We start from the raw sequence: 25,446 nt of genomic DNA, 5'->3' as shown, positions 1-25,446 counted from the left end.
AGAGAACGTGAGTAGACCCCGCAACCCGAGCAGGCGTACCTCCGCCGCGCTCTTCGCATCGGTCCTGGCCGCCGGCGCCATGACCGTGACGGGTGGTGCCGCCACCGCGAGCGCCGCCCCCACCGCACCCCACACTCCGCAGGCGACCCCCGCTGAGGCGTTGGGCTCGCACGACGCCAAACTCCTCGCCGAGGCCGAAGCGAAGCACGCGCCGACGGTGACCCTGATCGTCGCCACCGAAAAGGGTGAGACTCAGGACGTCGCCGACGGGGTTCAGGCCCTGGGCGGCGCGGTCAACCGGCGCTTCGACCAGATTGGCTACGTCCTGGCGACGGTGCCGACGTCGAAGGTGCTCAAGGCGGCCGCGCTACCGGGCGTCTCCGCGGTCGACCTCGACGAGACGATCCAGCGGCCGGACCCGGCCCCCGAGGCCGCCCCGAACGGTGCCAAGGCCGCCAAGCAGGCCGCCACGCTGGCGGGTCCCGGCGCAGGCACCGGCGCGGTCAACCCGTACATGCCGACCAACGAGACCGGCGCGGAGACGTTCAAGGCGGCCCACCCGCAGTGGGACGGCCGCGGCGTGACCATCGGCATCATGGACTCCGGTGTGGACCTGGACCAGCCGGCGCTGCAGACAACCACGACCGGTGAGCGGAAGATCGTCGACTGGGTCACCGCGACGGACCCGGTGACCGAGAACGACGGCACGTGGCGGCGGATGGTCACCGAGGTGACCGGCCCGTCGTTCGCCGCCGGCGGCGCGACCTGGACCGCTCCCGCCGGGACATACCGGTTCAACCTGTTCCGCGAGTCGATCACCGCTCCCAGTGACCCGGGCGGCGACGTCAACCGGGACGGGGACACCACCGACGCCTGGGGTGTCCTCTACGACCCCGCGACCCACGACATCTGGGTGGACCTCGACCAGGACAACAGCTTCACCGACGAGGCGCTGATGCGCCCGTACCGGGAGAAGTTCGACGTCGGGCACTTCGGCACCGACAATCCTGCCACCGCCGTGCGGGACCAGATGCCCTTCGTGGTCGAGTACCGCGAGGACGTCGACATCGACCCGGCCGACGGCAACCCCGGTCCGTACGCCGACTATGTCAACATCGGCATCATCGAGGCGACCCACGGCACTCACGTCGCGGGCATCACCGCCGCCAACGACATGCTGGGCAACACCGCCTTCGACGGTGCCGCCCCGGGCGCCAAGCTCGTCTCCGCGCGGGCCTGCTCGTGGGGTGGCGGCTGCACCGCCGCCGCGTTGACCACCGGCATGGCCGACCTGGTCATCAACCGTCACGTTGACGTGGTCAACATGTCGATCGGCGGACTGCCGACGCTCAACGACGGCGCGAACGCCCGGGCGCAGCTCTACAACGACCTCATCAGCACCTACGGCGTGCAGCTGTTCATCTCGGCCGGCAACTCCGGTCCGGGCGTGAACACCGTCGGCGACCCGTCGGTCGCCGAGAACGTCGTCAGTGTGGCGGCGAACATCAGCAAGGACACCTGGCTGGCCAACTACGGCTCGGTGGTGAAGACGAAGAACGCGCTGTTCAACTTCTCCTCCCGCGGCCCACGTGAGGACGGTGGTTTCAAGCCGAACATCGCCGCCCCCGGATCGGCGATCTCCACCGCACCGACCTGGCAGCCGGGCAACCCGGTTCCTGAGGCCGGTTACCCGCTGCCGCCGGGCTACCAGATGCTCAACGGCACCTCGATGGCCTCCCCGCAGGCCACCGGCGCGGCCGCACTGCTGCTCTCGGCCGCCAGGGCCACCGACAAGGGTGTGACCCCGGCCGCGCTGCGTCGGGCCATCTACACCTCCGCCAAGCCCATCGCCGACGTTGCGACGTACGCGCAGGGCTACGGGATGTTCAACGTGCCGGGGGCGTGGAAGCTGCTCAGCAAGAACGTCGAGACCCGCTCGTACGTCTCGGATGCCCCGGTCTGCACCGAGCTGTCAGAAAACCTCACTCGCTTTGACCGCGAGCTGAGCAGGTTCGTCCCGAACCCGAACCGCGGCGCCGGCGTCTACAACCGCTGCACCTCGGCAGAGGGCGGACAGAAGGTCGGCCAGAGCCGGACCTACCAGGTCAAGGTCACCCGGACCAGCGGCCCAGCCGGCACGATCAGCCACAAGCTGGCCCTGCGCGGCAACGACGGCACGTTCACTGCGCCCAAGACGGTCGCGCTGCCGCTCAACAAGACCGTCTCTGTCCCGGTCACCGCCAAGCCGAAGTCCCTCGGCGCGCACGGCACGATCCTGACCGTGGACGACCCGAAGACCTCAGTGATCGACTTCGAGGTCTCCGCCGTCGTGGTGGCCGCCAACGACGTCACCAAGCCCGGTTACTCGTTCTCCGCCGAGGGATCGGTGGCTCGCAACGCCTTCACGTCGTACTTCGTCACCGTGCCGGCCGGCGCGGGAGCACTGCAGGTGAACCTGTCGGGCATCGCCACCGGCTCGCAGACCCGGTTCATCGCCATCAACCCGTACGGCGTGCCGGTGGACAGCACCGCAAGCACCGCCTGCTACACCAACTTCTCCGATGCCGCTGTCTGCAAGCCGCAGGAGCGGGACTACCAGAACCCGATCGCCGGGGTATGGGAGATCGAGGTGGAGTCGCGGCGGACCTCACCGGCGCTGAACAACCCGTTCCAGCTCCAGGCGCGGGTGCAGGGCGTGCAGGTCGAGCCGTCCGTGATCGAGCTGCCGTCGGTCACCGCCGGTGAGCCGACCTCGGCGAACTGGACGCTGACCAACACCTTCGGTCCGGTCGCGGTGACCGGTCAGGGTGGTCCGCTGTCGAGCGTGCACGCCGAGCGGCCGACCATCGCCGAGGGCGCCCAGCAGGAGTACGTGGTGGAGGTTCCGGACGGTGCCACCAGCTTCACGGCCCGGATCGGTAACACGGCCAACCTTGGCGCGGATCTGGACCTGACCGTGTTCCGCGGTGACGTCCAGGTCGGGCAGGCTGCCGACGGTGACTCCGAAGAAGCCGTCACCATCGCGAACCCGCCGGCGGGCACGTACCGGGTCGTCGTCGACGGGTACGCCGTGGACGGGCCGAACACCAGCACCGCCTACGACTACCGGGACTCGTTCTCGGCCCCGTCGCTGGGCACGCTCGCGACCCCGAGCACCCCGCTGGCCCTGCCCAACGGCGCCACCGCCACCCTCACCGGCACGGTGACCGCCCAGTCCACCCCGGGCGCCGGACGTGAGCTCTTCGGCGAGCTGGCCATCGTCACCACCGAGGGCGCGGTCGTCGGCCGCGGCGCCGTCTCCATCGGCAACGTCGTCTAGTCACCCCGCACAGGAGCACAGGAGCCCATCCCCGATCTTCCAGGGACGGGCTCCTGTGCGCCGATCCCACAGGACCGCGACATCGCCGCCGAACGGGTGCAACCACGAGCACCCGTTGACCCCACACCGACCGACGCTCCACCAACGAGCAGCCTCGCAGCAGCTCCTGGGATCATGGGCAGCGTGGCCGGATTCAGTTACAAGACGTCGTGGCTGGCTGTCCGAAACCGGACCCCTGGGGAGGTCGCCGATGCGCTTGAGTTGCACGACCGGGAAGCCCTCGACTGGGCCACCGGCACCGACCGGGCCTACCGATACGGCGTGTACGTGGCCGCACCGGTGCCAGGCTGGACCCTCGCCCACGGCCGGCTGCATATCCCGACGGGTTTTGACGCGACCGAGCCGCCCTTCCCCGACTGGCTCAGAGAGCTGAGCCGGCACCTGGGCGAGGTGCACTTCTTCGCCAACGAGCGGGTCCCGGACTATCACGCCTGGGCTCAGGCCCTGGATGGTGAGCTGTTGCGCGCCTACTGCTTCATCGGCGAGCGAGGCGAGGTGCCGCTGTTCATCGGTGATCCGACAGCCGACGAGATCGAATTGGGCATCGGCATTCGCGGTACGGAGCCCGAGTGGGAAGACTGGGCGGACGATGAGTGGACAGCGTGGTACGCCACGACGCCGTCCGAGTCCGACGTGATGGCGATGGCCGCTCGCTGGAGCATCGACCCGAGCACGATCGACGACGCCACCGTGACTGCGACCGGCATTTACGGGCTACCGCCATCGGTTTCTGACACGTCTCGCAATGACAACCCGCGTTGAAGGGTTTCCGTCCCTTTCTCGCCAGCCCGATCAGAATTTGGTGGTTGGTTGCCGGCGTTTCACGCTGTCTGGTGCGCCGTCTGCGCTCTGAGCGACGTCTCGTAACTGCGAAGGTGTCAGACAGCGACCGTGCCGACGACCGCCAACCGCACGCACCTACTCGGGATCGTGCTGGTCTGGCTGGCCGGCAACCTGGTCATCGGCCTGTGCGCGATCCTGCTGATCTGATCGGTCGCGGGCATCCGTGCGATAGCGTGCGGGCCCATGGGATCCGTGGACCTGGTCTTGGCCGTCGTGGTCGCCGCGGCCAACCTGGCGGTCGCCGCCGCGCTGCTCGCCATGAGCCGTGGCGGCACGGCGGTGCCCCGGATCTTCGGCCGCCCGCAGCCCTTCCCGCGCCTGCGGGCCGTGATGCACGCCTGCCTGGGGCTGGGGCTGGGGGTGGGCGTCGGCTGGCTCGTCAAGGACGCCTTCCCGCCCCACTCCACTGGCGACTCGGTGCTGTTCAACGTGAAAGGATCCTGCTGGTGGCTGGTTTCGTCTCCGCCCTGCTGGTCGCGTTCCAGCACGCGCGACCCATCCGGGACAAGGCCGCCCGCTAGCGCGAGTTCGGCGAGTAGCAGCCGGTCTCGGGCCGGCCGTGAAGGCGCAGGCAGATGCAAGATCCGACGACCGGACCTAGCCGGCCAGAGCCGAGGTGGCGAGCCTCGGTCCGTCGCTCAACTCGTGATCGGCGCGCAGGCGGTACGTGCAGGGCCAGTACGCCTGACAGTCGCGGCACCGGCGAGGGTCGTCATCGCAATGGCAGTGCCTGCCGGCGATCGCCTGCCAGTTCTCCATGCTTGAGTCCATGGGCTACAGGTACCCCGGGAACCGCAGGGCCACCCATCCCGGGCCAGGTGCTCACCTCGGACGGGTTCACCTGGCCAGGAAGACAACCAACGCGGCAAGGGCCGCGAGCAGCACGGTGACTCCGCCGAACATGACATACGGCCACCGCTCACCGGAGCGCTGCGGCTGCGGTCGAAGAGGCTGGGTCGGCATGTTCCATGCCGGAGGTGCAGCCACCCCGTTTCGGCCGGGCCTGCGCGGCGGGGGGTTGTGCGATGTCGAGTCAGCCACCGTGCGATGCCTCCGCTGGCGCGTGGTGGTGCCCTGTTCGGCTGTCATCCCGGTGGGACTGCGGGGTCGAGCAGTCCCGGCCGGTCGAAAGGTCGCGCACCTCGGCCTTCCAGCACTACAGGCGCTCCCCCTTTGCGCGCTGTTACACCCTCGGCGCGGCGAACATCCGCAAACCTTTCAGGCACACATGTCCGAGCCCAACCCCGCGGCGGCGACGGCCACCCCGACCGATCGAGTCGAAGGTGACGGCTGCGGTCGGTGCCGGCGGCCGCGGCCGTCATCACCCCGGCCGTGCTGTGCGCGAGTGGAAATGCGGTCCAGCGGCGGCGGGTATCCCGGACGGCGGGGCCGGCTGCTGCGGCTGGGTGGGGTCCTGGGGTACATCGGCACAGGCCAAGCCGGTGCTCGACAGTGGATTGCCCCCCGTCGGTAAGCCGTGCGAAACCCATGACGAAATACTTTCCACTCACAGACGTGGAAAGTATTTCGTCAGGACACGGGCGGCTCGCCTCAGGGGCGCGTGGGGCGGTAGGTCAGGACGACGACGCCCGAGGTGAAGGTGGTGCTGTCGACGAGTTCGACGGTGCTGGCGCTCTCGGGGCGGAAGAGGGCCTCGCCGCCACCCTTGATGACGGGGTAGATCCAGACCTTGTACTCGTCCAGCAGCCCGTGCTTGGCCAGATCGTCGGTGAGTCGGCCATTGCCCCAGATGAGGATGTCCTTGCCGTCTTCGGCTTTCAGCTCGGTCACGGCTTCGACGAGCTTGTCGCCCGGGATGATATGGGAGTTGTCCCACGCGGCCGGCTTTTCGAGGGTCGAGGACACGGCGTACTTGGCGATGCTGTTGACGTGGTCGGCGTAGGGGTTGCCACCCATGGCTGGCCACGCCTGGGCCATGCCGTTGTAGGTGACGCGACCGAGCAGAAGCGCGTCGCAGCCGAGCGTGAGGTCCAGGGCGTACGCCATGGCATCCTCGCTGTTGTGCTTCATGGACCACAGGTGCGGGTTGTCGATGAATCCATCGAGGGTGGCGTATGTCGAAGCGATGATCTTGCGCATTATGGGCTTCCCCGTTCCTGTGGTCCGTGGCGATCAACTGATGAGAACCGTATAGTCAACGTTCATGACAGTCAAGCTTCGTGACTAAACTGGAGGGCGCATGGGTGACGACCGGCCGGAACCGGACGTGGGCATGCTGACCGGCACGTTCATGCGTGCTGTTCAGGACGAGCTGTTCGAGACCCTGGCCGAGCAGGGACATCCGGACGTGCGGCCGCGCCACGGTTCGGTGCTGGCCTTCCTGGATCGCGACGGGGCTCGGGCGACCGAGTTGTCCCAGCGATCGGGCCAGCACAAGCAGATCGTCGGCACGATCGTCGACGAACTCGTCCAACTCGGTTACGTCTCACGGGAGCCCGATCCCCGTGACCGCCGAGCCAAACTCGTCGTCCCCACCGCCCACGGCCTTGACGAGATCACGCGAGCCCGCGCCATCCTTGCGGCGATTGAGCGCCGCCATGAGCTGGCGTTCGGCACAGAGGAATACAGCAGCTTCAAGGCGGCGCTACAGCGGATCACCCGCCTGCAGCGGCAGTGGCGCGACGTCCGTGAGGCGCAACCCGAGGAGTAGAGAACCAGCGGCTCGCGCCACACCGGCGCGGGACCGATGCCATCCATGACGCTGCCGACGCTGTCTGTGTTAAGCGGATGAGACTGTCGAGCAGCGTGTTGGTCGGTACGACTTCGGTGTGGGTGCCGGACATCGGGCGGGTGCCGCCTGGGCTCGCGATCCCAGCACCAGACCCTGCACGGCACCCACCCTCGCAGCTACAGAGCAGTCGCGGTCTTCTCCAGGATGCTGGCGAGTGCGCCGTAGTCGACGGTCTGCCCGTCTTTGATGTCAACGGCTTTGCGCTCACCGTTGCCCAATGACCGAAGGAACCCCTTGACCTCCGGAATGTCCGTTGCGTTGAACATCATGAACGAGACCTTGTCCTTGGCCACCGCGATGACGGCCGCGTAGTGCCCGTTCTTGAGGTAGTGCGGCTTGCCGTACTGGAGCCGCTCCTCGACATCTGGAATGGTCTGGCCGACCATCGCACGTAGTTTCTCGCACACATCGATCTGCCACGGCTGTGCCTTGTTGATGTACTGGGTGACATCGTCACTCATGGTTTTCTCCTTCATTATCGTTGCAAAGATGATGCGATACATCGACCAGCTTGGTCTCGTGGTAGATCCGGATCGTGTCGCTATACCTCCTCGTTCACCCGTCAGCGGCAGGAGTCTCGGACTCCTGCTCCCACCCGAGGAGGTCACCCCGGCTCGGAGCATAGGTCAGCACGACCACACCCGAGTCGAACGCCCGCGCGTCGACCAACCGAAGGACCGTCGCGCCCGACTCCGCGAAGAGGCGCACGCCACCACCCATCACCACCGGGTAGGTGACCAGGCGCAGTTCATCGACGAGTTCGTGGCGCAGCAACCACCTGACCAGTGCGACACTGCCGTAGATCAGGATGTCGCCATCCACCTGGGCCTTCAGCTTCGTGATCGTCCCGGCGACGTTCTCGCTGATCACGGTGGTGTTGTTCCACTCGCCCCGCCTCAACGTCGTCGAGACGACGTACTTGGGCATGCTGTTCATCTTGTCGGCGAACCCAGCCTCGTCGGTCATGTCCGGCCAAGAGGCAGCGAACCCTTCATAGGTGACCCGGCCGAGCAGCAGTGCGTCGGCGGCCCGGAGCTGCTCCAGCCCGGTCCGCATGGAGTCCTCGCTGACGAACTGGAAGGTGAACCGCTGCGGGTCGTCGACGACCCCGTCGACGGTCGTGAAGATGGACAGGACGACCCGCCCCATGTCTGCCTCCCAACGTGGCTTCGGCGACCTCGGGTAGAGCCTCCAGCACCGGGACGGGCACGGGCATCAGTGGCGGCCACCCATTCCACCACCCATTGGCCCACCCAGTGCTGATCTAGGTGCAGGCATGATGGTTCGATGACCGTCGTGTATCCCGCCGGAGCGTCGAAGCGAGAGATCGAGGTGCTCGTGATGCTCGGCGCGCGCCTGTCGAACGCCGACATCGCCGGCCGGCTGCACATCTCCGTGCGGACCGTGGAGCATCACGTCTCCGCGCTGCTACGCAAGTTCGGCGTGGCCGACCGGAGTGCGCTCGCCGAACTCGCCGTACAGGCGCAGGCGGGGGCGCCCGTGCCGAGGCGGTTGGCCGGCCTGCCACCGGCACTCACCACCTTCATCGGAAGGAGCGCCGAGCGCGAGCACCTGATGGAGACGCTGCGCGGCACCCGACTCGTGACGGTGGTGGGACCAGGCGGGATGGGGAAGACCCGGCTGGCGGGCCAGGTCGCCGCGGCGGCGGGGCCCTCGTTTCCCTCCGGCGGCGCGTTCGTCGACCTCGTCCCGGCCCGTGGCGGGTACGTCGCACAGGCGGTGGCCACCGCGCTCGGCGTCAGCGAGCGCCCCCAGCAGTCGCTGGAGGACGCTGTCGTGGAGCGGCTCGGAGAGAGTCGATCGCTGCTGGTGCTGGACAACTGCGAGCATGTGATCGACGTGGTGGCACCGTTCGCGGAGCGGGTGCTGGCCGCCTGCCCGGGTACCCACATCCTCGCCACCAGCAGAGAACGCCTCGGCGTACGGGGTGAGCGAACCGTACCGCTGGGCCCGCTGCCGCTGGAGTCCGACGCCGAGCGACTCTTCATCGACCGCGCCGCGGACCCCGGGTTCGCTGCGGACCCCGTGGTGGTCGCCAAGCTGTGCGCGCGACTGGACGGTATGCCGCTGGCGATCGAGTTGGCCGCGGCCCGCAGTGCCACCCTGGGCGAGAACGGGTTGTTGGCCGCGCTCGATGACCAGCTACGGCTGGTGGCCGGCGGTAGGGGTGTGGACGAGCGGCACCGCTCGCTGCGCGCGGTCATCGGCTGGAGTCACGACCTGCTCGATGACGAGGAACAGGCGTTGTTCCGGCGGCTCGCGGTCTTCGCCGGGGCGTTCGACCTCACCGCCGTCGCCGAGGTGAGCCCTGCCGGGAGCACCCGCGGTGCGGTTGCCGACGTGCTTGGCAGGCTGGCGGACAAGAGCCTGGTCAGCGTGCACCGCCGGGGCGGAGCGGCCCGGTGGCGACTGCTGCAGACGGTGCGCGCCTTCGCGATCGAACAGCTGGACGTGTCGGGCGAGCGGCCGGAGATCCAGGACCGGCACCTGCGCTGGGCGGCGGACGTCGCCACCGAGCTGGAGACGAGGCTGGACGGCGACGAGTGGTACGAAGAGTTCGACGGCGTCGCCGACGATCTGAGAGCCGCCCTCGCCGTCGCCCCCGAAGGCCCGGGTGAGCTGCCGCACCGGCTGGCCCAGGCACTGGCACACCTCGCCTACACACGGCGGTTCCTGATGGAATCGCTCGGCCACTACCGGACCGCCGCCGAACGGGCCCCCGCTCCGGGCGAGGCCGCGGCGGACCTGCGCGCGGCCGCCGCCGTCTCCCATGCGATCGGCGACGACGGTCAGCGGCCCTTCGACCTGCTGCTCGCCGCCGCGCAGCGGGCCCGGGTGGCCGGGGATCGTGGGGCCACGGCCATCGCGCTGGCGCAGGCGGTCACCACCGCGCGACGGCACCCGGCAGGGTTCGCCGCCGAGGTTCCGTACGAGCGCCTGCGTGACCTCCTCGACGAGGCGGCGTCGGCAGCTGACGGGTCGAGCGACGCCGTGGTGGCGGCCCGCCTCACCGAGGCGGCGGCCTGGGCCGCGACCGCCGACAGGTACGAGGCCGACCCGGCGCTCGCCGAGGCCGCCGTGGCAGCCGCCCGGGCAACCGGCGATCCGGTGCTGATCAGCGCGGCTCTGGACACGGTGGCCACCGCCAACATGGTGGCGGGGCGGGCCGCGGACGTTCGTCGGATCATGGACGAACGGTTGGCCCTGCTGCCCGCGATGTCCCGGCACGACCCGAACGCCGCCCCGGAGATCGTCGACACGTACCGGATGGCCCACCTGGCTGCCCTCGGCGGCGGTGACCTGCCGGCCGCCCTGTCGATCGGCCAGCGGACCATGGACGACGACCTCGCCGGCAGCTCCTATTACTCGGCCGCCCTCCTGATCACGCCGCTGGTGCTCCGCGGACGCTTCGACGAGGCGCTGCGGATGGCGGGCACCGCGTGGGAGGGTTGGCGGCGGGCCGGCCGACCGCGCACCGGCACGATGTCGCCGCCGATGGCCGCGGTCGCCCTCGTCCACGGGCTACGCGGCGACGACGAGGGGCACGCGCTGTGGCGCTCTCGCGCGATCGAGGTCATCGGGGAGCTACCCCCGCACTCCACGTTCGTGTCGATGGTCGACGCGCGGCTCGCCGTACACGCGGGGCGGGTCGAGGACGCGGCCGCGCTTGTCCGCCTGACGTTCAACGGCATCCGCAGCTGGTCTCCGCCCTACTCGCGGGCAGTGGGCGTCGAACTGGCCGTCATCGCCGGGCTTCCCGACGCGCCGGAGCTGCTGTCGGCCGCCGAGCGGCACGAGAACGCGTGGGCCGCCGCCTGCACCGCCCGGGCCCGAGGCCGCCTCTACGGCGACACCGCAGCCCTCACCGCGGCCGTGGCGGGGTGGGAGCACATCGGCGCCCGGTTCGAACGGGCGTCCACGCTCCTGCTGCTGCCGGACCGTGCCGCCGAAGGCCGCCGGGACCTGGACGCCCTCGGCGTCGAGGTCGCGGCTCAACGAGTGTGACAAGCGTCGGGGAGTTGACCTACCGCTTCGTATCGGTTGACAACCTGCCGCAGGTGGTAGCTGGGTCCGCGGACGAGCAGCCCGCGGATCTCGGTGAACGGGTTGCAGACCAGCGGGAGGTCGTCCTCGTCCTCGTACTCCGCTCCGGGGTTCTCCGGGAGCTGGACGAACGGGGTTTTCGGCTGGTCGGGGTGGGTGGGCTCGACCGGGTTGCGGTGCCACACGGTCCCGCAATTGCGGTTGAGCACCTCGCCGAGGTACCACCCCGGCACCATGACCGCGGGCTGCTCGGCCTCCTCGGCCGCGAGCAGGTCGTCCCGGCTGGCGAACCGCTCACGCAGCAGCTGCTCTAGGCGGTCCAGGGAGTCCACGGTGACGTCCCACGCCTGCCCGGTCTCACGGGACCAGACTGGAAAGGCCGTCTGCTGGGCCGCCAACCAGGTGTTCAGCCGCGGGTTGTCGGCCCAGTTGCTCATGCCCGGTCTCCGTTCAGCGCTGATAACGAAAAGATACCCATAGCTGTCGATCAATCGTATTGGGCTGCGCCAATACGGATCCGTTCCATATGGTGCCACACGGCGCCGGGGACCAGACGACTCAGGATTCCGCGTACGCCGACCTGCACCGTGTCTACACGTCGCGGGATGACCGGCGACACTGCCACGCCTCCGGCGGACGACGACTCCGACGACCCGCCGGCCGACGGTGGGGGTGGCGGCGACAACGGCGGCGGCCTGCCGATCACCGGCGACAGCGTTCCGGTGCCCGTGCTGGTCTCCGTCGCGCTCGCCCTGATCATCGCGGGCGCGGCCCTGACCTGGCGGGCCCGCCGGCCGCAGCGCACCTTCGTCAGCTAGAGATCGTGTTTCGCACTGCGGCGGCATCGTTCCCGGTGCCGCCGCAGTGTCGTATCCGGCGGCCGTCGTGCCGGCCGCCGCCTCGACCCACTGGACCGAGTCCGGGAACTGAGCGACGCCTTCGTCCCTTTTAACTTCGACGTTCACGCGCTCTTCTCGGAGGACGCCGTCGGCATCGAAGCCAAGACGCACACCCGCCTGGCCGACCGAAGGGTCAACCTCATCAAACCAGCGGCGTCTCACCGTGGCCGGGCTGGCCGACTATTTCTGGATCTGGAACGGCGTGGTAGGCGTCGATGATGAGCTCGGCCGCGACCGAGTGCCGTCGGGGCAGGTGGTCAGGTCGACTGCTGGCCCGCTGATGTAGTGTCTTGCCAGTTCAGCGGGCCTTGGCAGGTCAAAGGAGAGGGCGGGAACCTTACCCTGCGGCGCCTCGGACCGCCTGACCGGAGGAGTCGATGCTGGGATGACGGCAGGGCGACCGATGCCCACACAGGACGACGTGCTCGGGTACTTCAGCACGCTGTCGAACTGGGGACGGTGGGGCGACGACGACGAGCTCGGGACTCTGAACCACATCACCGACGACGTCCGGCTGGCGGCGGCGCGGGCTGTGCGCCACGGCAGGAGCGTGTCGTGCGCATGGGAGGTTGCCGTACCGGAAGACATGGAGCGGTCGACGACGACGTGCCCGTGCGCCGCCGACATGCCGGGTGCCGAGAACATGCCGGTGCCCGGCTTTCACGCCGACCGGCGCTGGGGCTTTTCGTCCGAGCGGCTCGGCGTCACGTTCCACGGCAACACCCTCACCCACGTCGACTCGCCGTGCCACATCTTCTGGGACGGCACGATGTACAACGGGCGGTCGCACTCGTTGGTCGACGCCGCAACGGGATCGGCGTGGGCGGCCGTCACGGCGGCGGCGAACGGAATCATCACGCGTGGTGTCCTGCTGGACATTGCGAGAGTCCGCGATGTGCCGTGGTTGGAACCGGGGCAGGGTGTGTTTCCCGACGATCTCGAGGAGGCCGAGCGTCGCCAGGGTGTGCGGGTGCGATCCGGCGATGCGGTACTCCTGCGGACCGGCTATGGCCGCGTCCGGCACGAGGCCGGTGCGGCCAGCGGTTTCACGCAGGCGGGCTGGCACGCGTCCTGCCTGCCGTGGCTGCATGAACGCGAGGTCGCGCTGATCGGCGCTGACACCCCCCAGGACGTTCAGCCGTCAGGGTACGAAGACGTATTGATGCCGGTTCACGCCGTGAGCCTCGTCGCGATGGGTCTGTGGCTTCTCGACAACTGCGACCTGGAGGTGTGCGCGACGACGGCTGCCGAGCTCGGCCAGTGGGACTTCCAGCTCGCGGTCGCGCCGGTCCGCTTCGCCGGTACGTCCGGCAGCCCGGTCAACCCGATCGCCACATTCTGACCGCGGCGGACGGCTGCGAGACGTTCGTCCGCCGTTACGTTGCTCCGAGCGGCACCCCGGTGAGCACCCATAACCAGAACCATCGGTGCCTCTGGCGGGAACAGGTCCGAACACCAGCACTGTCAGGATGCTGAGCAGAAGCAGGACCGGCAGCACTCGCATCGGCGGCGAGGAATCCAGGCCCTGCCAACGCGGTTGCAGGTTCGCCGACTGCAACGCCTGGTCGAAGGTGGCGGCCTGCGGACGGGAGTACTGCGCCGCACCAGCACCGTTGCCAGGCAACGCCTTCACCGAGTTACGAGACGTCCTTTGGCAAGATCGCCGAAAAGCCGTTCGCGAGACGACACGAACGGGTTTCAATGGCGATTGTCAAGGGTTGGCGTGGGCGGCTTCCGCCGGCGTGCTCACCGAATCGATCTAATGACCCCGGAACAGCGGGTAACATTGCCGCTGTGAGCGCGGAGTCGAGCGCGCCGGTCGGCAAACTCGGCCGATCGGCGCGGATCCCGCTGACAGCATCTCGGACTTCTTCGGCGAGGCGGGCGTCCTGATCGGAGGCATTTGTGGGCAACCTTTATGACAACTACGCCCAGTTGGCTGCCGGCGAGGAAGAGGGCGTTACCTACACCCGGACCGCGCTTTACCGACCCACCACGTCGTGGGCTTCCATCGCGATCCACGGGGGCGGCATAGAAGCCGGTAGCGGTGAGTTGGCGCTCGCCGTAGGCGACGGACTCATGGACACGTATGTGTTCGCCGGCATCAAAGCCAGCCACAACTCCGATCTGCACATCACCTCTTCGCGTTTCGATGAGCCGCAATGTCTAGCTATGGTTGGGGCGGCGGACAGATGCATATCCTTCCATGGCTACGCCGGCACCGCCGACCAGGCAGAAACGGCCCTTGGGGGGCTGGACGCCGACCTGCAGCAAAGCATCTCGGCCGCGCTGATCGACAAAGGCTTCCGGGTCATATCGGCCTCGAGCGAGGTGGCCGGCACCTACCCCGGCAACATCTGCAACAAGGATCGACGAGGAGCGGGGGTACAGCTAGAACTCTCTCACGCTCTGCGCAAGTCGTTCTTTCCCACCGAGGACTTGTCCCGGGCAATGAGAGACTCGGGGCAACGGACGGCGCGTTTCTACGACTACGTCGAGGCCATCAAGTCGGTGGTCACTACTTTTCAGCCGGCGTCGTGAGGCGCTGAGTCCGGGCACGACCATCCTCGGGTCCCCAGAGATCGGACCAGATCTCCCTGCTGACGCAGCCGAGTGAGGGACTGCCCCCGGTTCGGTTGACTCCTGACCTGTGAGGATGCGTCCTCGCTGAAAAAATGTCTGACATGCCGAAAGCCTTTCCTGCGGAGTTACGCCCTGACGTGGTCGCGGTCGCCCGTTTGGGCGAGGCGCCGTTGAGGCAGATCGCGAAGGACTTCGGGATTTCCGAGGCGTGCCTGCATCGCTGGCTCAAGCTCGCCGACGTCGAAGACGGCGTCCGTCCCGGGACCACCAGCCGCGAGTCGGCCGAACTGCGGGAGCTGCGTCGACGGAACAAGGTTCTCGAGCAGGAGAACGAGATGCTGCGCCGGGCGGCGGCCTACTTTGCTAAGGGACGTCTCGTAACCCCGGTGTCGGTCTGTAGAGGACGGTCATCGAGGATGCCTGAGTGCAGGTGATCTCCGCGGCCCGCCAGGAGTCGATCTTCCCGTTCACCGGTCTGCAGCCAGCCAGTTCCGGCGGCACCCTGGGCGGCGCACCCGGTTCTGGCCTAAGCATTGCGGTGAGCAACCCGACCACGCCCGGCAGCGGTGCCACCGGCAGCGCCGGCACGGTCTGATCGGTCTCGCCGAACGGGCCGCCCTCACCGGCGGTCGCCGCCTTGCGCGGCGGGTGGCGTCCGGGGCCGAGTCCTACGAGCACGCGCGTACCCGGCTGGCCCTGCTCACGGCCCGGGAAAACGACCTCGTGCTGGCCATCGCGCACAGACGCTCCAACGCGGGATCGCCACCGAGCTGCTGATGAGCGTGACCACCGTGCGGGCCCACGCCTCACACATCCTCACCAAGCTGGGCCTCGGCAACCGCACCCAGATCGCCCTGCTCGCCCACGACGGCCGGCTCGCCCAACCAGTCGCTGGGGCCCGCGAACGGAGCGGGGGTCGGGCCCTCGATTACGGTGACCATGAAAAGGGGGGTGGGCCATGGCGCCCGAGGTGTCGCCGCGAAGGGCCAGGGCCGTGCTCGTCGCGCTCTCCCTCGCCGCATTCGCGTTCATCACGACCGAGCTGCTGCCCGTCGGACTGCTCACCCACATCGCACCCGATCTCGACCGGACCCGCTCGCAGGTGGGTCTGCTGGTCACCGGGTACGCCGTCGTGGTCGTGCTGGCGTCCGTGCCGCTGGCCCGACTGACCCAGCGGATCCCCCGGCGTCAACTGCTCGGCGTCACGATGCTCCTGTTCGCCGCCGCGAACGCCACCGCCGCGCTCGCGCCGACGTACGCCGTGCTGGCCGGCTCCCGCCTCGTAACCGCCCTCGCCCAGGCCCTGTTCTGGTCCATCGCCACGGCAACCGTGACCGGGCCCTTCCCGGTCGCGGTGCGCGGCCGGGTGGTAGCGCTGTTCGCGACCGGGGCGACGCTCGCCCCGGTCCTCGGCGTACCCCTCGGCACCTGGCTCGGGCAACAGGCCGGGTGGCGCGCGGCGTTCGCGGTGCTGGCCGGGGTCGGTCTGGCCATCGCCGTCGCGGTGCTCGTCCTGCTTCCGTCCTATCCCCCGGCCACTGGCGGCGCCGCCCGGGGCACCGCACCGCACGGCCGGCGCTTCGCCCTGTTGCTGATCGCAACCGCCCTAAGCATCGGCGGCTTCATGACCCTGCAGACCTACGTCACACCGTTCCTGCTCGACGTCAGCGGCTTCGCCGACGCGGTGCTGGCGCCGCTGCTGTTCGCCGCCGGCGCCGCCGGCGTCGTCGGCACCCTGGCCGCAGCCCGGACCCTGGACACCCGGCCGATCGCTTCCCTGCTGACGCCGCTGAGCATCGGCACGGCCTCTCTGTTCGGCCTGTACGCGGTCGGCGCGCTCCGGCCCGGCGCGGTCGCGCTCCTCGCCGGGATAGGCCTCGCTTACGCGGCGTTCGGCTCCGCCGTGCAGAACCGGATGCTGCAGCTGGCTCCGGGTAGCACCGACATCGCATCGGCCGGCGTCAGCACCGCCTTCAACGCCGGCATTGCCGGCGGATCGCTGCTCGGCGGTGCCCTCCTGCCCACCTCGGGGGCACGCCCGCTGGCACTCGTCGGCGGGCTGCTGACCCTGGCCGCCCTCACGCTGCTCGCCGTAGACGCGTGGCGGGGCCACACCGCCGGACCAGCGCCGACCGCCGCCCGTCCCCCCACCAGCCCCGCAGCTACGCGGCAGGTCACACCCGCCGACCCTGACCTGCGGAAACGAGTAGTCGCAGGCAGGGGTGGGTGCAGTTAGGATGCCGTTCGGCGTGGTTCACCGCCGTTCATTGCGCCCTGTTGCTCCCAACCTGCTCCCCCGATCCGGGCTCGTACCTTGTCTCCCCGCGGCCGCACTGGACAAGCCGGTGCTCATACTTCAGCCTGGCCGCGACTACCAGGTGACCGTTGACGACCTCGCGCGGTGAGAGGCGGGCCTCACGCACCGGTCTGGCGTCGCGATTCATGTCTACGACGCCTCCGCCGGATCTTCCCTTCGGGCGAGGACCGTCCGGCCGACTGGTTGCTGCGCAACTACGGCATCAATCAGCTGACTGTCCGGTCAGTCAACTGACTGTGGCCTCAATCAGCGGAATTCAGTTGAACCTTGGGCGGTTTGCATCATGCGTTTCTCGTCGCCGTCGCGGCGCCCCGTACACCGCTGGTACGCCGACCGTCCCGCCCGATGCGGTCAACGGTCGGCGGGCGGCGTGGCACGGCGGATCCGGGCGCCCGTCATCTGCCACGCCTGCGCCTCGTCGACCAGGCAGCCGGCGAGCAGCTCGCGGCCCCGGGCGAGGACCTCGAGGGCGTCGGGGTGGCCCGGCAGCCACTGCTCGGCGTCCCCGACGGTCAACTCGGCCCGCCCACCGGGCAGCGGCGTCGCCCCGGGTGGCAGACCGCCGAGCCGATCGAGGTGCCCGGCGGAGAGGATCTGGTACCACATGGCGTCGGGGATGAGCGCGTCGGCGAGCATCTCCACCCCGGGGCGACGGTTCACCGGCTTTCCGTCGCTCGGGAGCCGCTGCCACCACTGTGGCGTGGTCACCCGACGGCTGTCCGGCTCGGCGTCCACTCCGGCCCAGGCCAGCAATCCGCTGTGCGCGTGCAGCTTGTCGCGCAGCCGGTGCATCGGACCGACCAGGTCGCCAGCGTCGGCAGGGTCGGCGCGCGGCAGCGCGACGGTGAACGCCGCCGCCGGCAGCATGTCGTGGTAGCCGCCGACGGTCGCGGCCACCAGCCGGTTGGTGAGGTCGCCGGCGAGCAGGGTCACCGCGATGACTGTGGGCAGGGTGGACAGTACGGCGGCCGTCGCCGAGCCGGCCGCCTCGGCGGTGAGCGGAACCCGCACGCCGAGCACGACTGCGCTCAGCTCGTCCGCGGGTCCGCGCTCGGCGTGCAACCAGTCGAGCGCCACGTCAAGCAGGGGCGGGGGCAGTTGGCACGGGGCGTCGCCGAACGGCGCGCCGAGTGGCCCGCGCAGGTAGGCCCGGGCGGACACGCCGAACTCCTCGATGTCGTGGCTCGGGCCGCGCCGGGACACCGAGACCAGAGCGTCGCGCACACCGGCATCGCGCAATTGCCGGGCCAGCAGCTCCGGTATGGCGAGGACATGCTCGGCGGGAAGCGGGCCGAAGTCGATCACGAGGAGCTGCGCGCCGGGCAAGGCGATCGGTGACGAGACGACGGCCGGGCCCAGCGGCTCCCCGCCGGCTCCCGTCGCTTCGAGCCGGAGCAGCGCCTGCCGGAGCGCGGCCACCGCGACGGGCACACCGGCGTCGTCCGAGCGGACTTCGATCGTCAGGCTGTGCTGCTCGCGCAGTGTTTCATCGATATCGAGCACTACGACGACGGCCATGTGTCCCCCAATAGTGGCGCATCCGCACTCTGCGACAGCCCCATTCCCAAACTCCGCTTCGCACGGCGACCGGAATGGCGAGAGGGATATCTAGTTATGTCTATTGACAGTGGAAGGCGCACGTCTGGGAGCATATTGCCGTCGCCGCTTTCCGGAAGCCCCGGCAGGTGCGCAGCGCTCCAAACTGGCCAATCTGTCTCATTAGCGCGAATACGCGCGGCATGAAATAGCGCGGCCCAGATTCCACGATGTAACACAATCGAAGAGTTCGACGCTAATTGCTAATCCCAACGACTATCGCCGCACTTCTCCCAACCCTTCGGTAACGGCCGAGGCCCGTGATCGCCCGTACGGGGTGCCGGCTGTCTCGGTAACATCACCCGCAGCCGGTGGCGGCCCGCCGGTCCGGTGCGAGGGGTGACGGTCGTGGCCGGCTCGGGCGGATCCCGGGACGTGGTGGTCGGCGTCGCCATCGGCACCACCAGCACCAAGGCGGTCGCCTACGACACACAGGGCGCCAGCTCGCCACCCACTCCGTCAGCTACCCGCTCGAAGAGCCGCAGCCCGTCATCACCGAATGCGGCGCCAAGCTGGAGCACTACAGGGCGGCCCTAGACGCCGGAGCGGACCCGCGGTGGTCACCGGCTGGATCGCCCAGGCCGAACGCGCCCGTGCCGAAGCGGCGAGCTCACTGCGGTGGGCGGCAGCCTCATCGTGGTCGGCCTCGTACTGCTTCTCGCGCAACGGCGTCGTCGCTGGGTCGCATGACCTGATCCGGTTCACGCAGGTCAGGCCGAAGGCAATCCTGGCGAAGTAGGCCCAGGGTCGGGCGGGTTTCCGTACGCTGCGCTGAGTGAAGTGGGCACGTTCCTTCGTCGCGCTGGCGGCGACCCTGACTGTTACGGCGTGCGATGCTGTCCGGACCCCGCCGGCCGCTGCGCCCACCCGCTCCGCCCCTGCAGGCTCCCCGTCGCACCCCGCCGAGATCACCTTGGCCTTCGCGGGCGACGTGCACTTCGCCGACCGTACGGCCGATCTGCTGGGCTACCCGGCGACCGCGTTCGGGTCGATCTCGTCGACGCTGTCGGCCGCAGACCTGGCGATGGTCAACCTGGAAACGGCGGTCACCACACGCGGGACTCCCGAGCCGAAGGAGTTCCATTTCCGGGCGCCGGCAAGCGCGTATGACGCGGTAAAGGCCGCCGGCATCGACGTCGTGTCGATCGCGAACAACCACGCGTTGGACTACGGGCGGACGGGGCTGGCCGACACCGTGGACGCAGCCAGGACCGTCGGATTGCCGGCCGTCGGGGCGGGGGCCGACGCGGCGGCGGCGTACAGGCCGTGGATCACCGAGATACGCGGTACCAAAATCGCTGTCCTCGGCTTCAGCCAGGTCTCCGAGCTGTGGTCGGAGTGGAAAGCCACCGACACCCGGGCCGGCATCGCGATGACCCGGGACCTGCCGCGCACCGTCGCGGCGGTGCGCGCCGCCCGGCGCCAGGCCAGCGTGGTCGTCGTCTACGTCCACTGGGGCACGGAGGGCGAGGCGTGTCCACCTGCCGAGGCTCGCGCGTTCGCTCGCGAGATGGCCGAGGCGGGTGCCACGATCGTGGTCGGCACCCACGCCCACCTACTGCTCGGCGACGGGTGGCTCGGCAAGACCTTTGTCCAGTACGGACTCGGCAACTTCCTTTGGTGGCGTGACGACGCTTACAGCAACGACACTGGGGTGCTGCGGGTGACCCTCGACGCTTCGGCGATCTCGAAGACGGAACTGGTGCCCGCGGCAATCTCCCGACGCACCGGTCGACCCGAACTCGCCGACGGCGAGGACAAGGCCCGGATCGGCCAGGAGTACGCGGGCCTCCGCGCCTGCACCGGACTCGCCGCGAGCCCCGCCACATAGTCGCCAAGCACGGCCCCGCAACGTGGAACTCGGCCAGTGGGACGGCGTGCACCAGCTCTCCGACCCGGCCCGCGCCGGCACGTACATGCGGGCCGGAAGACCCGCTACCGCTGGCAGTTCGTCTGACGCCCGGTGAAACCGCGGACGACTTTCGACCGCCGGGTGTTCCTGCTCGGGAGCCGCTCCCAGATCGCCGACTGGTCCGAGCGCTCGGCGACATCGTCACCGTGCTGCGCGACGCCGACCCCGACGACAAGGCCGAGGTCCACCGGCAGCTAGCAGCATCTGGACGGCTTCCACGGTGGAGGGCGGCCAACAGCAGCCTGGAAGGCCGGAGCCGTTCAGTGTCGTCTACTGCGGCACCACCGAGCAGCCGGAGATGATCGCGCGCAACCGTCGAGTCCTGGCAGGCCGGCTATCAGGTCCGACGCGGACCGCTCGGCGAGAACATGCTCTTGAGAGCCCGTCTCATCCTGGTTGGACTCGTCGCGCCCCGGTCAGGTCCCGCCCTGATTCCGGTCACGCCGCCCCGCGTCCCCGTAGGTGCGGCGGTGGCTCAGTGGCCGCGGAACGCTTCCTCCAGCCACCATGAGCCGCGCGCGGCGCAGACCTTGGCGTCGACCACCAGCGGCCGGGTACGGGGACCAGCGAGCCAGCGGCGTACCGGCCCGAGATCGTCGACGGTCCGGACGGTCAACCCGTCGCAGCCGTAACCACGGGCGATCGCGGCCAGGTCGGTCTCGGGGAAGGTGACCGTCTCCAACGGGTGCCCGTCCGGGCCGAAATGGTGCACCTCGGCGCCGTACGCCGCGTCGTCGTAGATCACCACGAGGAGGGGTAGCGCCAGCCGGACGGCGGTGACCAGTTCGGTCGCGGACATGACGAAGCCACCGTCGCCGACCGCGGCGACGGTGAGCCGGTCCGGCCGGGCGACCGCCGCGCCCAGCGCACTGGCCAGGCCGAGCCCTATCGACTGGAACGCCTGGGTGAAACAGAATCCGGCCACGTCCGGCACGTCGAGCCACATCGACGGGTAGCCCATGAAGTTGCCGGAGTCGACCACCACCGTCCGGTCGGGCGGCAGCAGGTCGTCCAGGGCGGCCGAGAGCGTCCTCGGGTCGATCGTCGCCGGTGCGCCGGCCCGCGCCGAGTCACCCTCGTCCCGGTACGGGACCGTCCGCCACCGGCCGTGGTCGCGAATCCGTTGTGCCAGCTCGGGCGTACGCCAGCCGCCGGTACCGACGTCCACGGGCCCCGTGGAGCCGGCGCCCAGCCGACTGAGCACCGCCCCGGCGACCGCCGCCACCTCGCCGGCCACTGTCAGGTCAACCGGGCGGTTCACCCCGAACGCGGCCGGGTCGTGGTCTACCTGGACGACGACGGCGGAGGGCGGGATCAGTTCGCCGTGCCGGGTGGTCCACATGTTCAGCGTGCTGCCCCACGCGACGACCAGGTCCGCCGCGCCGATCAGCTCGGCGGCGAGCGGGGTGGCGAAGCCGCCGGCCACGTCGATGTTCCACGGGTTCCCGGCGAACAGTCCCTTCGCCGCGGCGGAGACCGCGAGCAGCGCGCCGCACGCGTCGGCGAGCCGGGTCAGCGGTTCCCGGGCCGCCCGGGCGCCCCGACCCGCGATGAAGACCGGTCGACGTGCGGCCTGGAGCGCGGCCAGCAACGGCTCGACCTGCGGGGCGGTGGCCGGGGTCGGCGCGACCGCAGGGACCGGACCGGACCACGGCTCGGTCGCGGTGCGCTGCACCTCCAACGGGAGGCCCAGCACCACCGTCGCGCCCCGGGCGGCGGCCCGGTACGCCGCGCCAGCGTCCTCGGCCGCGTGCGTCGCGCGTACCCGGTGAAAGTCGGCCCCGACCGAGGTGGCGAGCGCCGGCAGGTCGATGAAGAAGTTCGACCGGGGCGCGGTCGCCTCCGGGGCCAGGACCACCATCGCGGTACGGCTCTTCGCGGCCTCGGTGAGGCCGGTCAGCGCGTTGGTGACGCCCGGACCCTGGTGCACCGAGAGCAGGCCCACCGTCCCGGAGGTGCGGGCGTACCCGTCCGCCATGCTCGCCGCCCCGCCCTCGTGGGCCGCCGCCACGAACCGGGCGCCGGCCGCCACAAGCGCGTTCGTGACATGGAAGTTGCCGCTGCCGACCACCCCGAAGACGTAGGGTGCCCCGTGTCCGTACAGAACCCGCCCGACCACCTCGGCTACCCGCATCTGGTTCTGGTCCTACCGGTCGACCAGCGCGAGGACCCGGCACGGGCTGCCGGACCCGGAGACGATCGGCAGTGGTCCGGCGATCACCACCGCGCCGGTCGCCGGCAACTGCGCCAGGTTACGTAGCTGGGTCAGGCCGTACTTCTCCTGGCCGAGCAGGAACGAGTGGCACGGGAACGGCGGGTCGAACGAATGCGCTGCGCCCGCGTCAGTGCCGACCGTCTCCACCCCGACGCCCTGGATCGGCGACTCCTCGGCCAGCCAGCGGGCGCACTCGACGGAGATGCCCGGGGTACGCCCGGCGTTGGCGTACCGCTCCGGGTCGTCGCCGTACGCGTCCCAGCCGGTGCGGTAGAGCAGCCAGCCACCGGTGGGCAGGGCACCGTGTTCCGCCTCCCACGCCTTGATGTGCTCGACCTCGAGCAGGAAGTCAGGGTCGTCGGCGGCGTCGGCGGCGTGGTCGATCACCACCGCCGGGGCGATCAACTGGCTCACCGGGACCTGCGACACGTCCGCGCCCCGTTGACCGGTGACCCAGTGCACCGGGGCGTCGAAGTGGGTGCCGGTGTGTTCGCCGGTGGAGAAGTTGTTCCAGTACCAGGCCGGACCGCGGTCGTCGTACCGGCTGATCTCGCTGAGCCGGAACGGCCAGGTCTGGCCGAACTGCTCGGGCAGACCCAGGATCGGGGTCTGGTCCGAGAGCGGAGCGGTGAGGTCGACAACCTGGATCCGGCCGCTGGAAAGAGCGGCGACAAACTCCTGCAGCACCGTCATGCGGCGACGGTACACCGCGCCGCTGCTCCACGATGGACCCTCAGACGGGGCGTGCCGGCGGCGCTGCCCGCCCCGCGGCTCGTGGACCGGGGTGCCTGAGTCTGTGACGGCGGCGGACAGGGTCGCTGTTGCCTCGGTGATGCGCCGGTCGAGGCGGCGGACTTCCCTGAGCAGTTCCAGAGCGACCTTCCGCAGAGTCCGGGCCAGCGCGGCGCGGGGGCGGATGTTGCGCAGCGCGGCGGCTGCGGTCTCGGCGGTCAGCGCGCGGGGCAGGCCACCGACGATGAGCTGGGCTGGTCTGAGGGCTAGCTTGCCGACCGCTCGCAGACGTCCAGACATCGACAGTTCCGGACATCCAGGTGACACGGAGCGCCGTCACCAACTGCCGGCACGATCTGCCAGCACACGGTCGACGGCATGCGCGTGCACATGCCACTTAGCGCGTTGTTATCAGCGGCGCCTGACTCCGTGGCGGTTCGAGACGCGGCGAGACGCCGGCGGCGGCGGGTGTGGGCAGCCGATCTGCCGCCGTGGTGCGGTGTACACGTCCGGGCGAACGCCTGCCGGTGAGTTGCTACCGACCGGCGGCCGGCATAGCTAATGACCCTGCTGTCACTCCCACACCTGGTTGGCCACTTAGGGAGTCTCCATCGGGCCAGCGTGGAGAAACTCCAACGGTTAGTTGGCATCTTCTCCCATGGTTAGTGGGCCACCTCTTCCGTCATGGTCCATCGAACCGAACCTCCCGGACCACCCGCTGCTGATCCATGGATGCGGACGTCCTCGGGTAGGGACAGAGGTAGGAACATGCGGAGGTCGTCGAAGCGAAGATCATCGACTGCGACAGCGTTCGGAAGCAGACCCCACGTACGGAAGCCGCAGGACTCGTACAGCGAGATCGCACCGTGGTTGTTCCCACGCACCCCAAGGGTGATCACCTCGATGCCGGCGTTCCGACAGGCGCCCACCAAGGCGGAGACCACCCTCTTGCCTAATCCGAGGCCACGTACGGCGGGGTGTGCCATGACCTTGGTCAGTTCTGCAACGTGGCCTACTGGTCCGGATGGGCCGGCAAGCCATACCCCGAATGCCTCGACACGTGTCTCGACCCGCGCCACGACAAGGCCGCCGCGCCCGGTCCCCACAGTCTGGAGGACTCCCTCCAGCCATGCGTCGGTCTTTCCGCGGGACGGAACCTGCAACCACCCGATTGCCCCGCCCTGTTGGACCACGGCCGCGATCACGCGGTGGCACTCGCTTCGGAGTTGCTCGTCAGCCCGAACGGGCCATTCAAGGGAGACCGCGAAATCGTCATGAAGATCATTTGCCACATGCCAGATTCTTCACGATGCGAGGGAGATGGCCAACGGCGCGGGGCGCTCCCGGCAGCCACCATCTCGTCGCTCACCCCGAGACTGGCGAGGACTTCCAAGGTGCGCGGCTGAATCGCCAGGGCCCGGGACTCGTGAACCCGGTCGAGAGCCCGATCCACCACCCGGACTCGCGCACCAACGGCGGCCAACTGTCCGGCGGCAAAACTCCTCCAGGTGGAACCCTCGACGCTCCCACACGGCCAGCGCCTGATCCCAATGCCCGCGGCCCAAGTCCCTGCGGACTCGAGCGAATCTCCTCGTCGGGCACTCGCAGACCGTTAGCCTTGCCTCTCGGGCGACCGGATCTCCGGCGCGGCCCTGGGAAGGTCGGCCGCGCAGGGCTGTCACCGACAGGAAGGCCGTCTTGTCGTTCCTGTAGACAGCCCCTGTTTGGAGGAATACATGAGCGCTGAGCACACACACCTGCCGCCGGGCGTTGAGGTAATCACGACCTTGCCGGAGGCGACGACCTGGATCCCGGCTGGCGCCGAGGCCAGGACCATCCGAGTCACCCTGGTGCCCGGCGACCCCGGCGCGCCGCCGCACCGACACCCCGGGCCGCTCTTCGGCTACGTCACGCAGGGCGAGATCCTCTTCGAGCTGGAAGGGCAGCCGCCCCGGATACTCAAGGCCGGTGACGCCTTGTTCGAGCCCGGGGGCGACGTGATCCACTACCAGGGCGCCAACAACCTTCCGGACGCGCAGTCGCAGCTGGTGGTGACCATGTTCGCGCCTCCCGGAACTCCGATTCTGACCGTGGTCAGCGCGGAGGAGCTGGCCGAACGACGACACCTACGAGTCACCCAGCCATGATGACCA

22 protein-coding genes and 1 pseudogene are annotated in these 25,446 nt (G+C 69.4%); 13 read left to right on the top strand and 10 right to left on the bottom strand.

What is annotated here, in order from left to right; genetic code table 11:
- Nucleotides 1-7: 7 nt before the first annotated feature.
- Nucleotides 8-3,319 carry a S8 family serine peptidase gene (locus BUS84_RS07235; protein WP_074309871.1) on the top strand — a complete coding sequence of 1,104 codons (3,312 nt, stop codon included), beginning with the start codon at nt 8-10 and terminating at the stop codon, nt 3,317-3,319.
- A 183-nt stretch (nt 3,320-3,502) separates the two neighbouring features.
- Nucleotides 3,503-4,141: a hypothetical protein gene (locus tag BUS84_RS07230; RefSeq protein WP_208869542.1), complete on the top strand. Its 639-nt coding sequence runs from the start codon at nt 3,503-3,505 to the stop codon at nt 4,139-4,141.
- A gap of 1,632 nt (nt 4,142-5,773) precedes the next feature.
- Here the strand turns inward: BUS84_RS07230 and BUS84_RS07220 are convergent.
- Nucleotides 5,774-6,322 carry a dihydrofolate reductase family protein gene (locus BUS84_RS07220; RefSeq protein WP_074309865.1) on the bottom strand — a complete coding sequence of 183 codons (549 nt, stop codon included), beginning with the start codon at nt 6,320-6,322 and terminating at the stop codon, nt 5,774-5,776.
- Between the two features lie 100 nt (nt 6,323-6,422).
- Between BUS84_RS07220 and BUS84_RS07215 the strand changes: the two genes are divergently transcribed.
- Nucleotides 6,423-6,893 (top strand): MarR family winged helix-turn-helix transcriptional regulator, encoded by a 471-nt coding sequence (locus tag BUS84_RS07215; RefSeq protein ID WP_074309863.1) that lies wholly within the window; start codon nt 6,423-6,425, stop codon nt 6,891-6,893.
- Nucleotides 6,894-7,090: 197 nt separating this feature from the next.
- Here BUS84_RS07215 and BUS84_RS07210 read toward each other — a convergent pair whose 3' ends face one another.
- Nucleotides 7,091-7,435 carry a DUF1801 domain-containing protein gene (locus BUS84_RS07210; protein ID WP_074312258.1) on the bottom strand — a complete coding sequence of 115 codons (345 nt, stop codon included), beginning with the start codon at nt 7,433-7,435 and terminating at the stop codon, nt 7,091-7,093.
- Nucleotides 7,436-7,529: 94 nt separating this feature from the next.
- Nucleotides 7,530-8,123, bottom strand: a complete 594-nt coding sequence (locus tag BUS84_RS07205) for a dihydrofolate reductase family protein (protein WP_074309860.1) — start codon at nt 8,121-8,123, stop codon at nt 7,530-7,532.
- A gap of 138 nt (nt 8,124-8,261) precedes the next feature.
- Between BUS84_RS07205 and BUS84_RS40585 the strand changes: the two genes are divergently transcribed.
- Nucleotides 8,262-11,000 (top strand): ATP-binding protein, encoded by a 2,739-nt coding sequence (locus BUS84_RS40585; RefSeq protein ID WP_074309858.1) that lies wholly within the window; start codon nt 8,262-8,264, stop codon nt 10,998-11,000.
- On the opposite strand, the gene BUS84_RS07195 is transcribed toward BUS84_RS40585, so the two are convergent.
- Entirely contained in the window at nt 10,988-11,476 is a 489-nt protein-coding gene (locus tag BUS84_RS07195; RefSeq protein ID WP_074309856.1) for a hypothetical protein, read from the bottom strand. The two genes, BUS84_RS40585 and BUS84_RS07195, sit on opposite strands and share 13 nt — an antisense overlap.
- A 168-nt stretch (nt 11,477-11,644) precedes the next feature.
- Between BUS84_RS07195 and BUS84_RS07190 the strand changes: the two genes are divergently transcribed.
- From BUS84_RS07190 to BUS84_RS38955, 6 genes and pseudogenes are all read left to right on the top strand, one after another.
- Nucleotides 11,645-11,857, top strand: a complete 213-nt coding sequence (locus BUS84_RS07190; RefSeq protein WP_074309855.1) for a hypothetical protein — start codon at nt 11,645-11,647, stop codon at nt 11,855-11,857.
- 15 nt (nt 11,858-11,872) lie between these two features.
- Nucleotides 11,873-12,157, top strand: a complete 285-nt coding sequence (locus tag BUS84_RS40875) for a GIY-YIG nuclease family protein (protein WP_342197932.1) — start codon at nt 11,873-11,875, stop codon at nt 12,155-12,157.
- A 184-nt stretch (nt 12,158-12,341) separates the two neighbouring features.
- Complete coding sequence (locus BUS84_RS07185; RefSeq protein WP_074309853.1) at nt 12,342-13,280, top strand: cyclase family protein; 939 nt, start codon at nt 12,342-12,344, stop codon at nt 13,278-13,280.
- A gap of 563 nt (nt 13,281-13,843) precedes the next feature.
- Complete coding sequence (locus tag BUS84_RS07180) at nt 13,844-14,479, top strand: poly-gamma-glutamate hydrolase family protein (RefSeq protein ID WP_074309852.1); 636 nt, start codon at nt 13,844-13,846, stop codon at nt 14,477-14,479.
- Nucleotides 14,480-14,622: 143 nt separating this feature from the next.
- Nucleotides 14,623-14,889, top strand: a pseudogene (locus BUS84_RS07175) (transposase); the annotation flags it as partial.
- 56 nt (nt 14,890-14,945) lie between these two features.
- On the top strand, nt 14,946-15,116 hold the full coding sequence (locus BUS84_RS38955; RefSeq protein ID WP_208869540.1) for a hypothetical protein: 171 nt from the start codon (nt 14,946-14,948) through the stop codon (nt 15,114-15,116).
- Nucleotides 15,117-15,327: 211 nt separating this feature from the next.
- On the opposite strand, the gene BUS84_RS40580 is transcribed toward BUS84_RS38955, so the two are convergent.
- Nucleotides 15,328-15,462 (bottom strand): hypothetical protein, encoded by a 135-nt coding sequence (locus tag BUS84_RS40580; RefSeq protein ID WP_280175102.1) that lies wholly within the window; start codon nt 15,460-15,462, stop codon nt 15,328-15,330.
- 17 nt (nt 15,463-15,479) lie between these two features.
- On the opposite strand from BUS84_RS40580, the gene BUS84_RS07165 reads away from it, so the two are divergent.
- Nucleotides 15,480-16,757, top strand: coding sequence for an MFS transporter (locus BUS84_RS07165; protein ID WP_084757269.1), 1,278 nt, complete (start codon nt 15,480-15,482; stop codon nt 16,755-16,757).
- A gap of 432 nt (nt 16,758-17,189) precedes the next feature.
- Here the strand turns inward: BUS84_RS07165 and BUS84_RS07160 are convergent, their stop codons facing one another.
- Nucleotides 17,190-18,356, bottom strand: coding sequence for a hypothetical protein (locus tag BUS84_RS07160; protein WP_074309845.1), 1,167 nt, complete (start codon nt 18,354-18,356; stop codon nt 17,190-17,192).
- A gap of 853 nt (nt 18,357-19,209) precedes the next feature.
- Here BUS84_RS07160 and BUS84_RS07150 point away from each other — a divergent pair.
- Nucleotides 19,210-20,265 (top strand): CapA family protein, encoded by a 1,056-nt coding sequence (locus BUS84_RS07150; RefSeq protein WP_074309841.1) that lies wholly within the window; start codon nt 19,210-19,212, stop codon nt 20,263-20,265.
- Nucleotides 20,266-20,821: 556 nt separating this feature from the next.
- Here the strand turns inward: BUS84_RS07150 and BUS84_RS07145 are convergent.
- The 4 genes from BUS84_RS07145 to BUS84_RS41165 form a co-directional block, all read right to left on the bottom strand.
- Entirely contained in the window at nt 20,822-22,480 is a 1,659-nt protein-coding gene (locus BUS84_RS07145) for a thiamine pyrophosphate-binding protein (RefSeq protein WP_074309839.1), read from the bottom strand.
- Nucleotides 22,481-22,492: 12 nt separating this feature from the next.
- Nucleotides 22,493-23,593 carry a cyclase family protein gene (locus BUS84_RS07140; RefSeq protein WP_244298416.1) on the bottom strand — a complete coding sequence of 367 codons (1,101 nt, stop codon included), beginning with the start codon at nt 23,591-23,593 and terminating at the stop codon, nt 22,493-22,495.
- Between the two features lie 362 nt (nt 23,594-23,955).
- Complete coding sequence (locus BUS84_RS41170) at nt 23,956-24,399, bottom strand: GNAT family N-acetyltransferase (protein ID WP_425293443.1); 444 nt, start codon at nt 24,397-24,399, stop codon at nt 23,956-23,958.
- A gap of 95 nt (nt 24,400-24,494) precedes the next feature.
- Nucleotides 24,495-24,776: an FAD-dependent monooxygenase gene (locus BUS84_RS41165; protein ID WP_074309835.1), complete on the bottom strand. Its 282-nt coding sequence runs from the start codon at nt 24,774-24,776 to the stop codon at nt 24,495-24,497.
- Between the two features lie 253 nt (nt 24,777-25,029).
- Here BUS84_RS41165 and BUS84_RS07125 point away from each other — a divergent pair, with 253 nt between their 5' ends.
- Nucleotides 25,030-25,440, top strand: coding sequence for a cupin domain-containing protein (locus BUS84_RS07125; RefSeq protein ID WP_074309833.1), 411 nt, complete (start codon nt 25,030-25,032; stop codon nt 25,438-25,440).
- Nucleotides 25,441-25,446 lie beyond the last annotated feature (6 nt).

It is taken from the genome of Micromonospora cremea (genome assembly GCF_900143515.1).
Classification (GTDB): domain Bacteria; phylum Actinomycetota; class Actinomycetes; order Mycobacteriales; family Micromonosporaceae; genus Micromonospora; species Micromonospora cremea.
This window is presented reverse-complemented; position numbering and strand designations above follow the sequence as displayed.

What these genes read in the sequence shown, in the direction of transcription:
- BUS84_RS07185 (WP_074309853.1), top strand. Translation starts at nt 12,342, where the DNA reads ATGCCCACACAGGACGACGTGCTCGGGTACTTCAGCACGCTGTCGAAC.
- BUS84_RS40585 (WP_074309858.1), top strand. Translation starts at nt 8,262, where the DNA reads ATGACCGTCGTGTATCCCGCCGGAGCGTCGAAGCGAGAGATCGAGGTG.
- BUS84_RS07190 (WP_074309855.1), top strand. Translation starts at nt 11,645, where the DNA reads ATGACCGGCGACACTGCCACGCCTCCGGCGGACGACGACTCCGACGAC.
- BUS84_RS07215 (WP_074309863.1), top strand. Translation starts at nt 6,423, where the DNA reads ATGGGTGACGACCGGCCGGAACCGGACGTGGGCATGCTGACCGGCACG.
- BUS84_RS40580 (WP_280175102.1), bottom strand. Translation starts at nt 15,462, where the DNA reads ATGGTCACCGTAATCGAGGGCCCGACCCCCGCTCCGTTCGCGGGCCCC.
- BUS84_RS07205 (WP_074309860.1), bottom strand. Translation starts at nt 8,123, where the DNA reads ATGGGGCGGGTCGTCCTGTCCATCTTCACGACCGTCGACGGGGTCGTC.
- BUS84_RS07210 (WP_074312258.1), bottom strand. Translation starts at nt 7,435, where the DNA reads ATGAGTGACGATGTCACCCAGTACATCAACAAGGCACAGCCGTGGCAG.
- BUS84_RS07220 (WP_074309865.1), bottom strand. Translation starts at nt 6,322, where the DNA reads ATGCGCAAGATCATCGCTTCGACATACGCCACCCTCGATGGATTCATC.
- BUS84_RS07140 (WP_244298416.1), bottom strand. Translation starts at nt 23,593, where the DNA reads ATGTCTGGACGTCTGCGAGCGGTCGGCAAGCTAGCCCTCAGACCAGCC.
- BUS84_RS07145 (WP_074309839.1), bottom strand. Translation starts at nt 22,480, where the DNA reads ATGCGGGTAGCCGAGGTGGTCGGGCGGGTTCTGTACGGACACGGGGCA.
- BUS84_RS07125 (WP_074309833.1), top strand. Translation starts at nt 25,030, where the DNA reads ATGAGCGCTGAGCACACACACCTGCCGCCGGGCGTTGAGGTAATCACG.
- BUS84_RS07160 (WP_074309845.1), bottom strand. Translation starts at nt 18,356, where the DNA reads ATGGCCGTCGTCGTAGTGCTCGATATCGATGAAACACTGCGCGAGCAG.
- BUS84_RS07195 (WP_074309856.1), bottom strand. Translation starts at nt 11,476, where the DNA reads ATGAGCAACTGGGCCGACAACCCGCGGCTGAACACCTGGTTGGCGGCC.
- BUS84_RS07165 (WP_084757269.1), top strand. Translation starts at nt 15,480, where the DNA reads ATGGCGCCCGAGGTGTCGCCGCGAAGGGCCAGGGCCGTGCTCGTCGCG.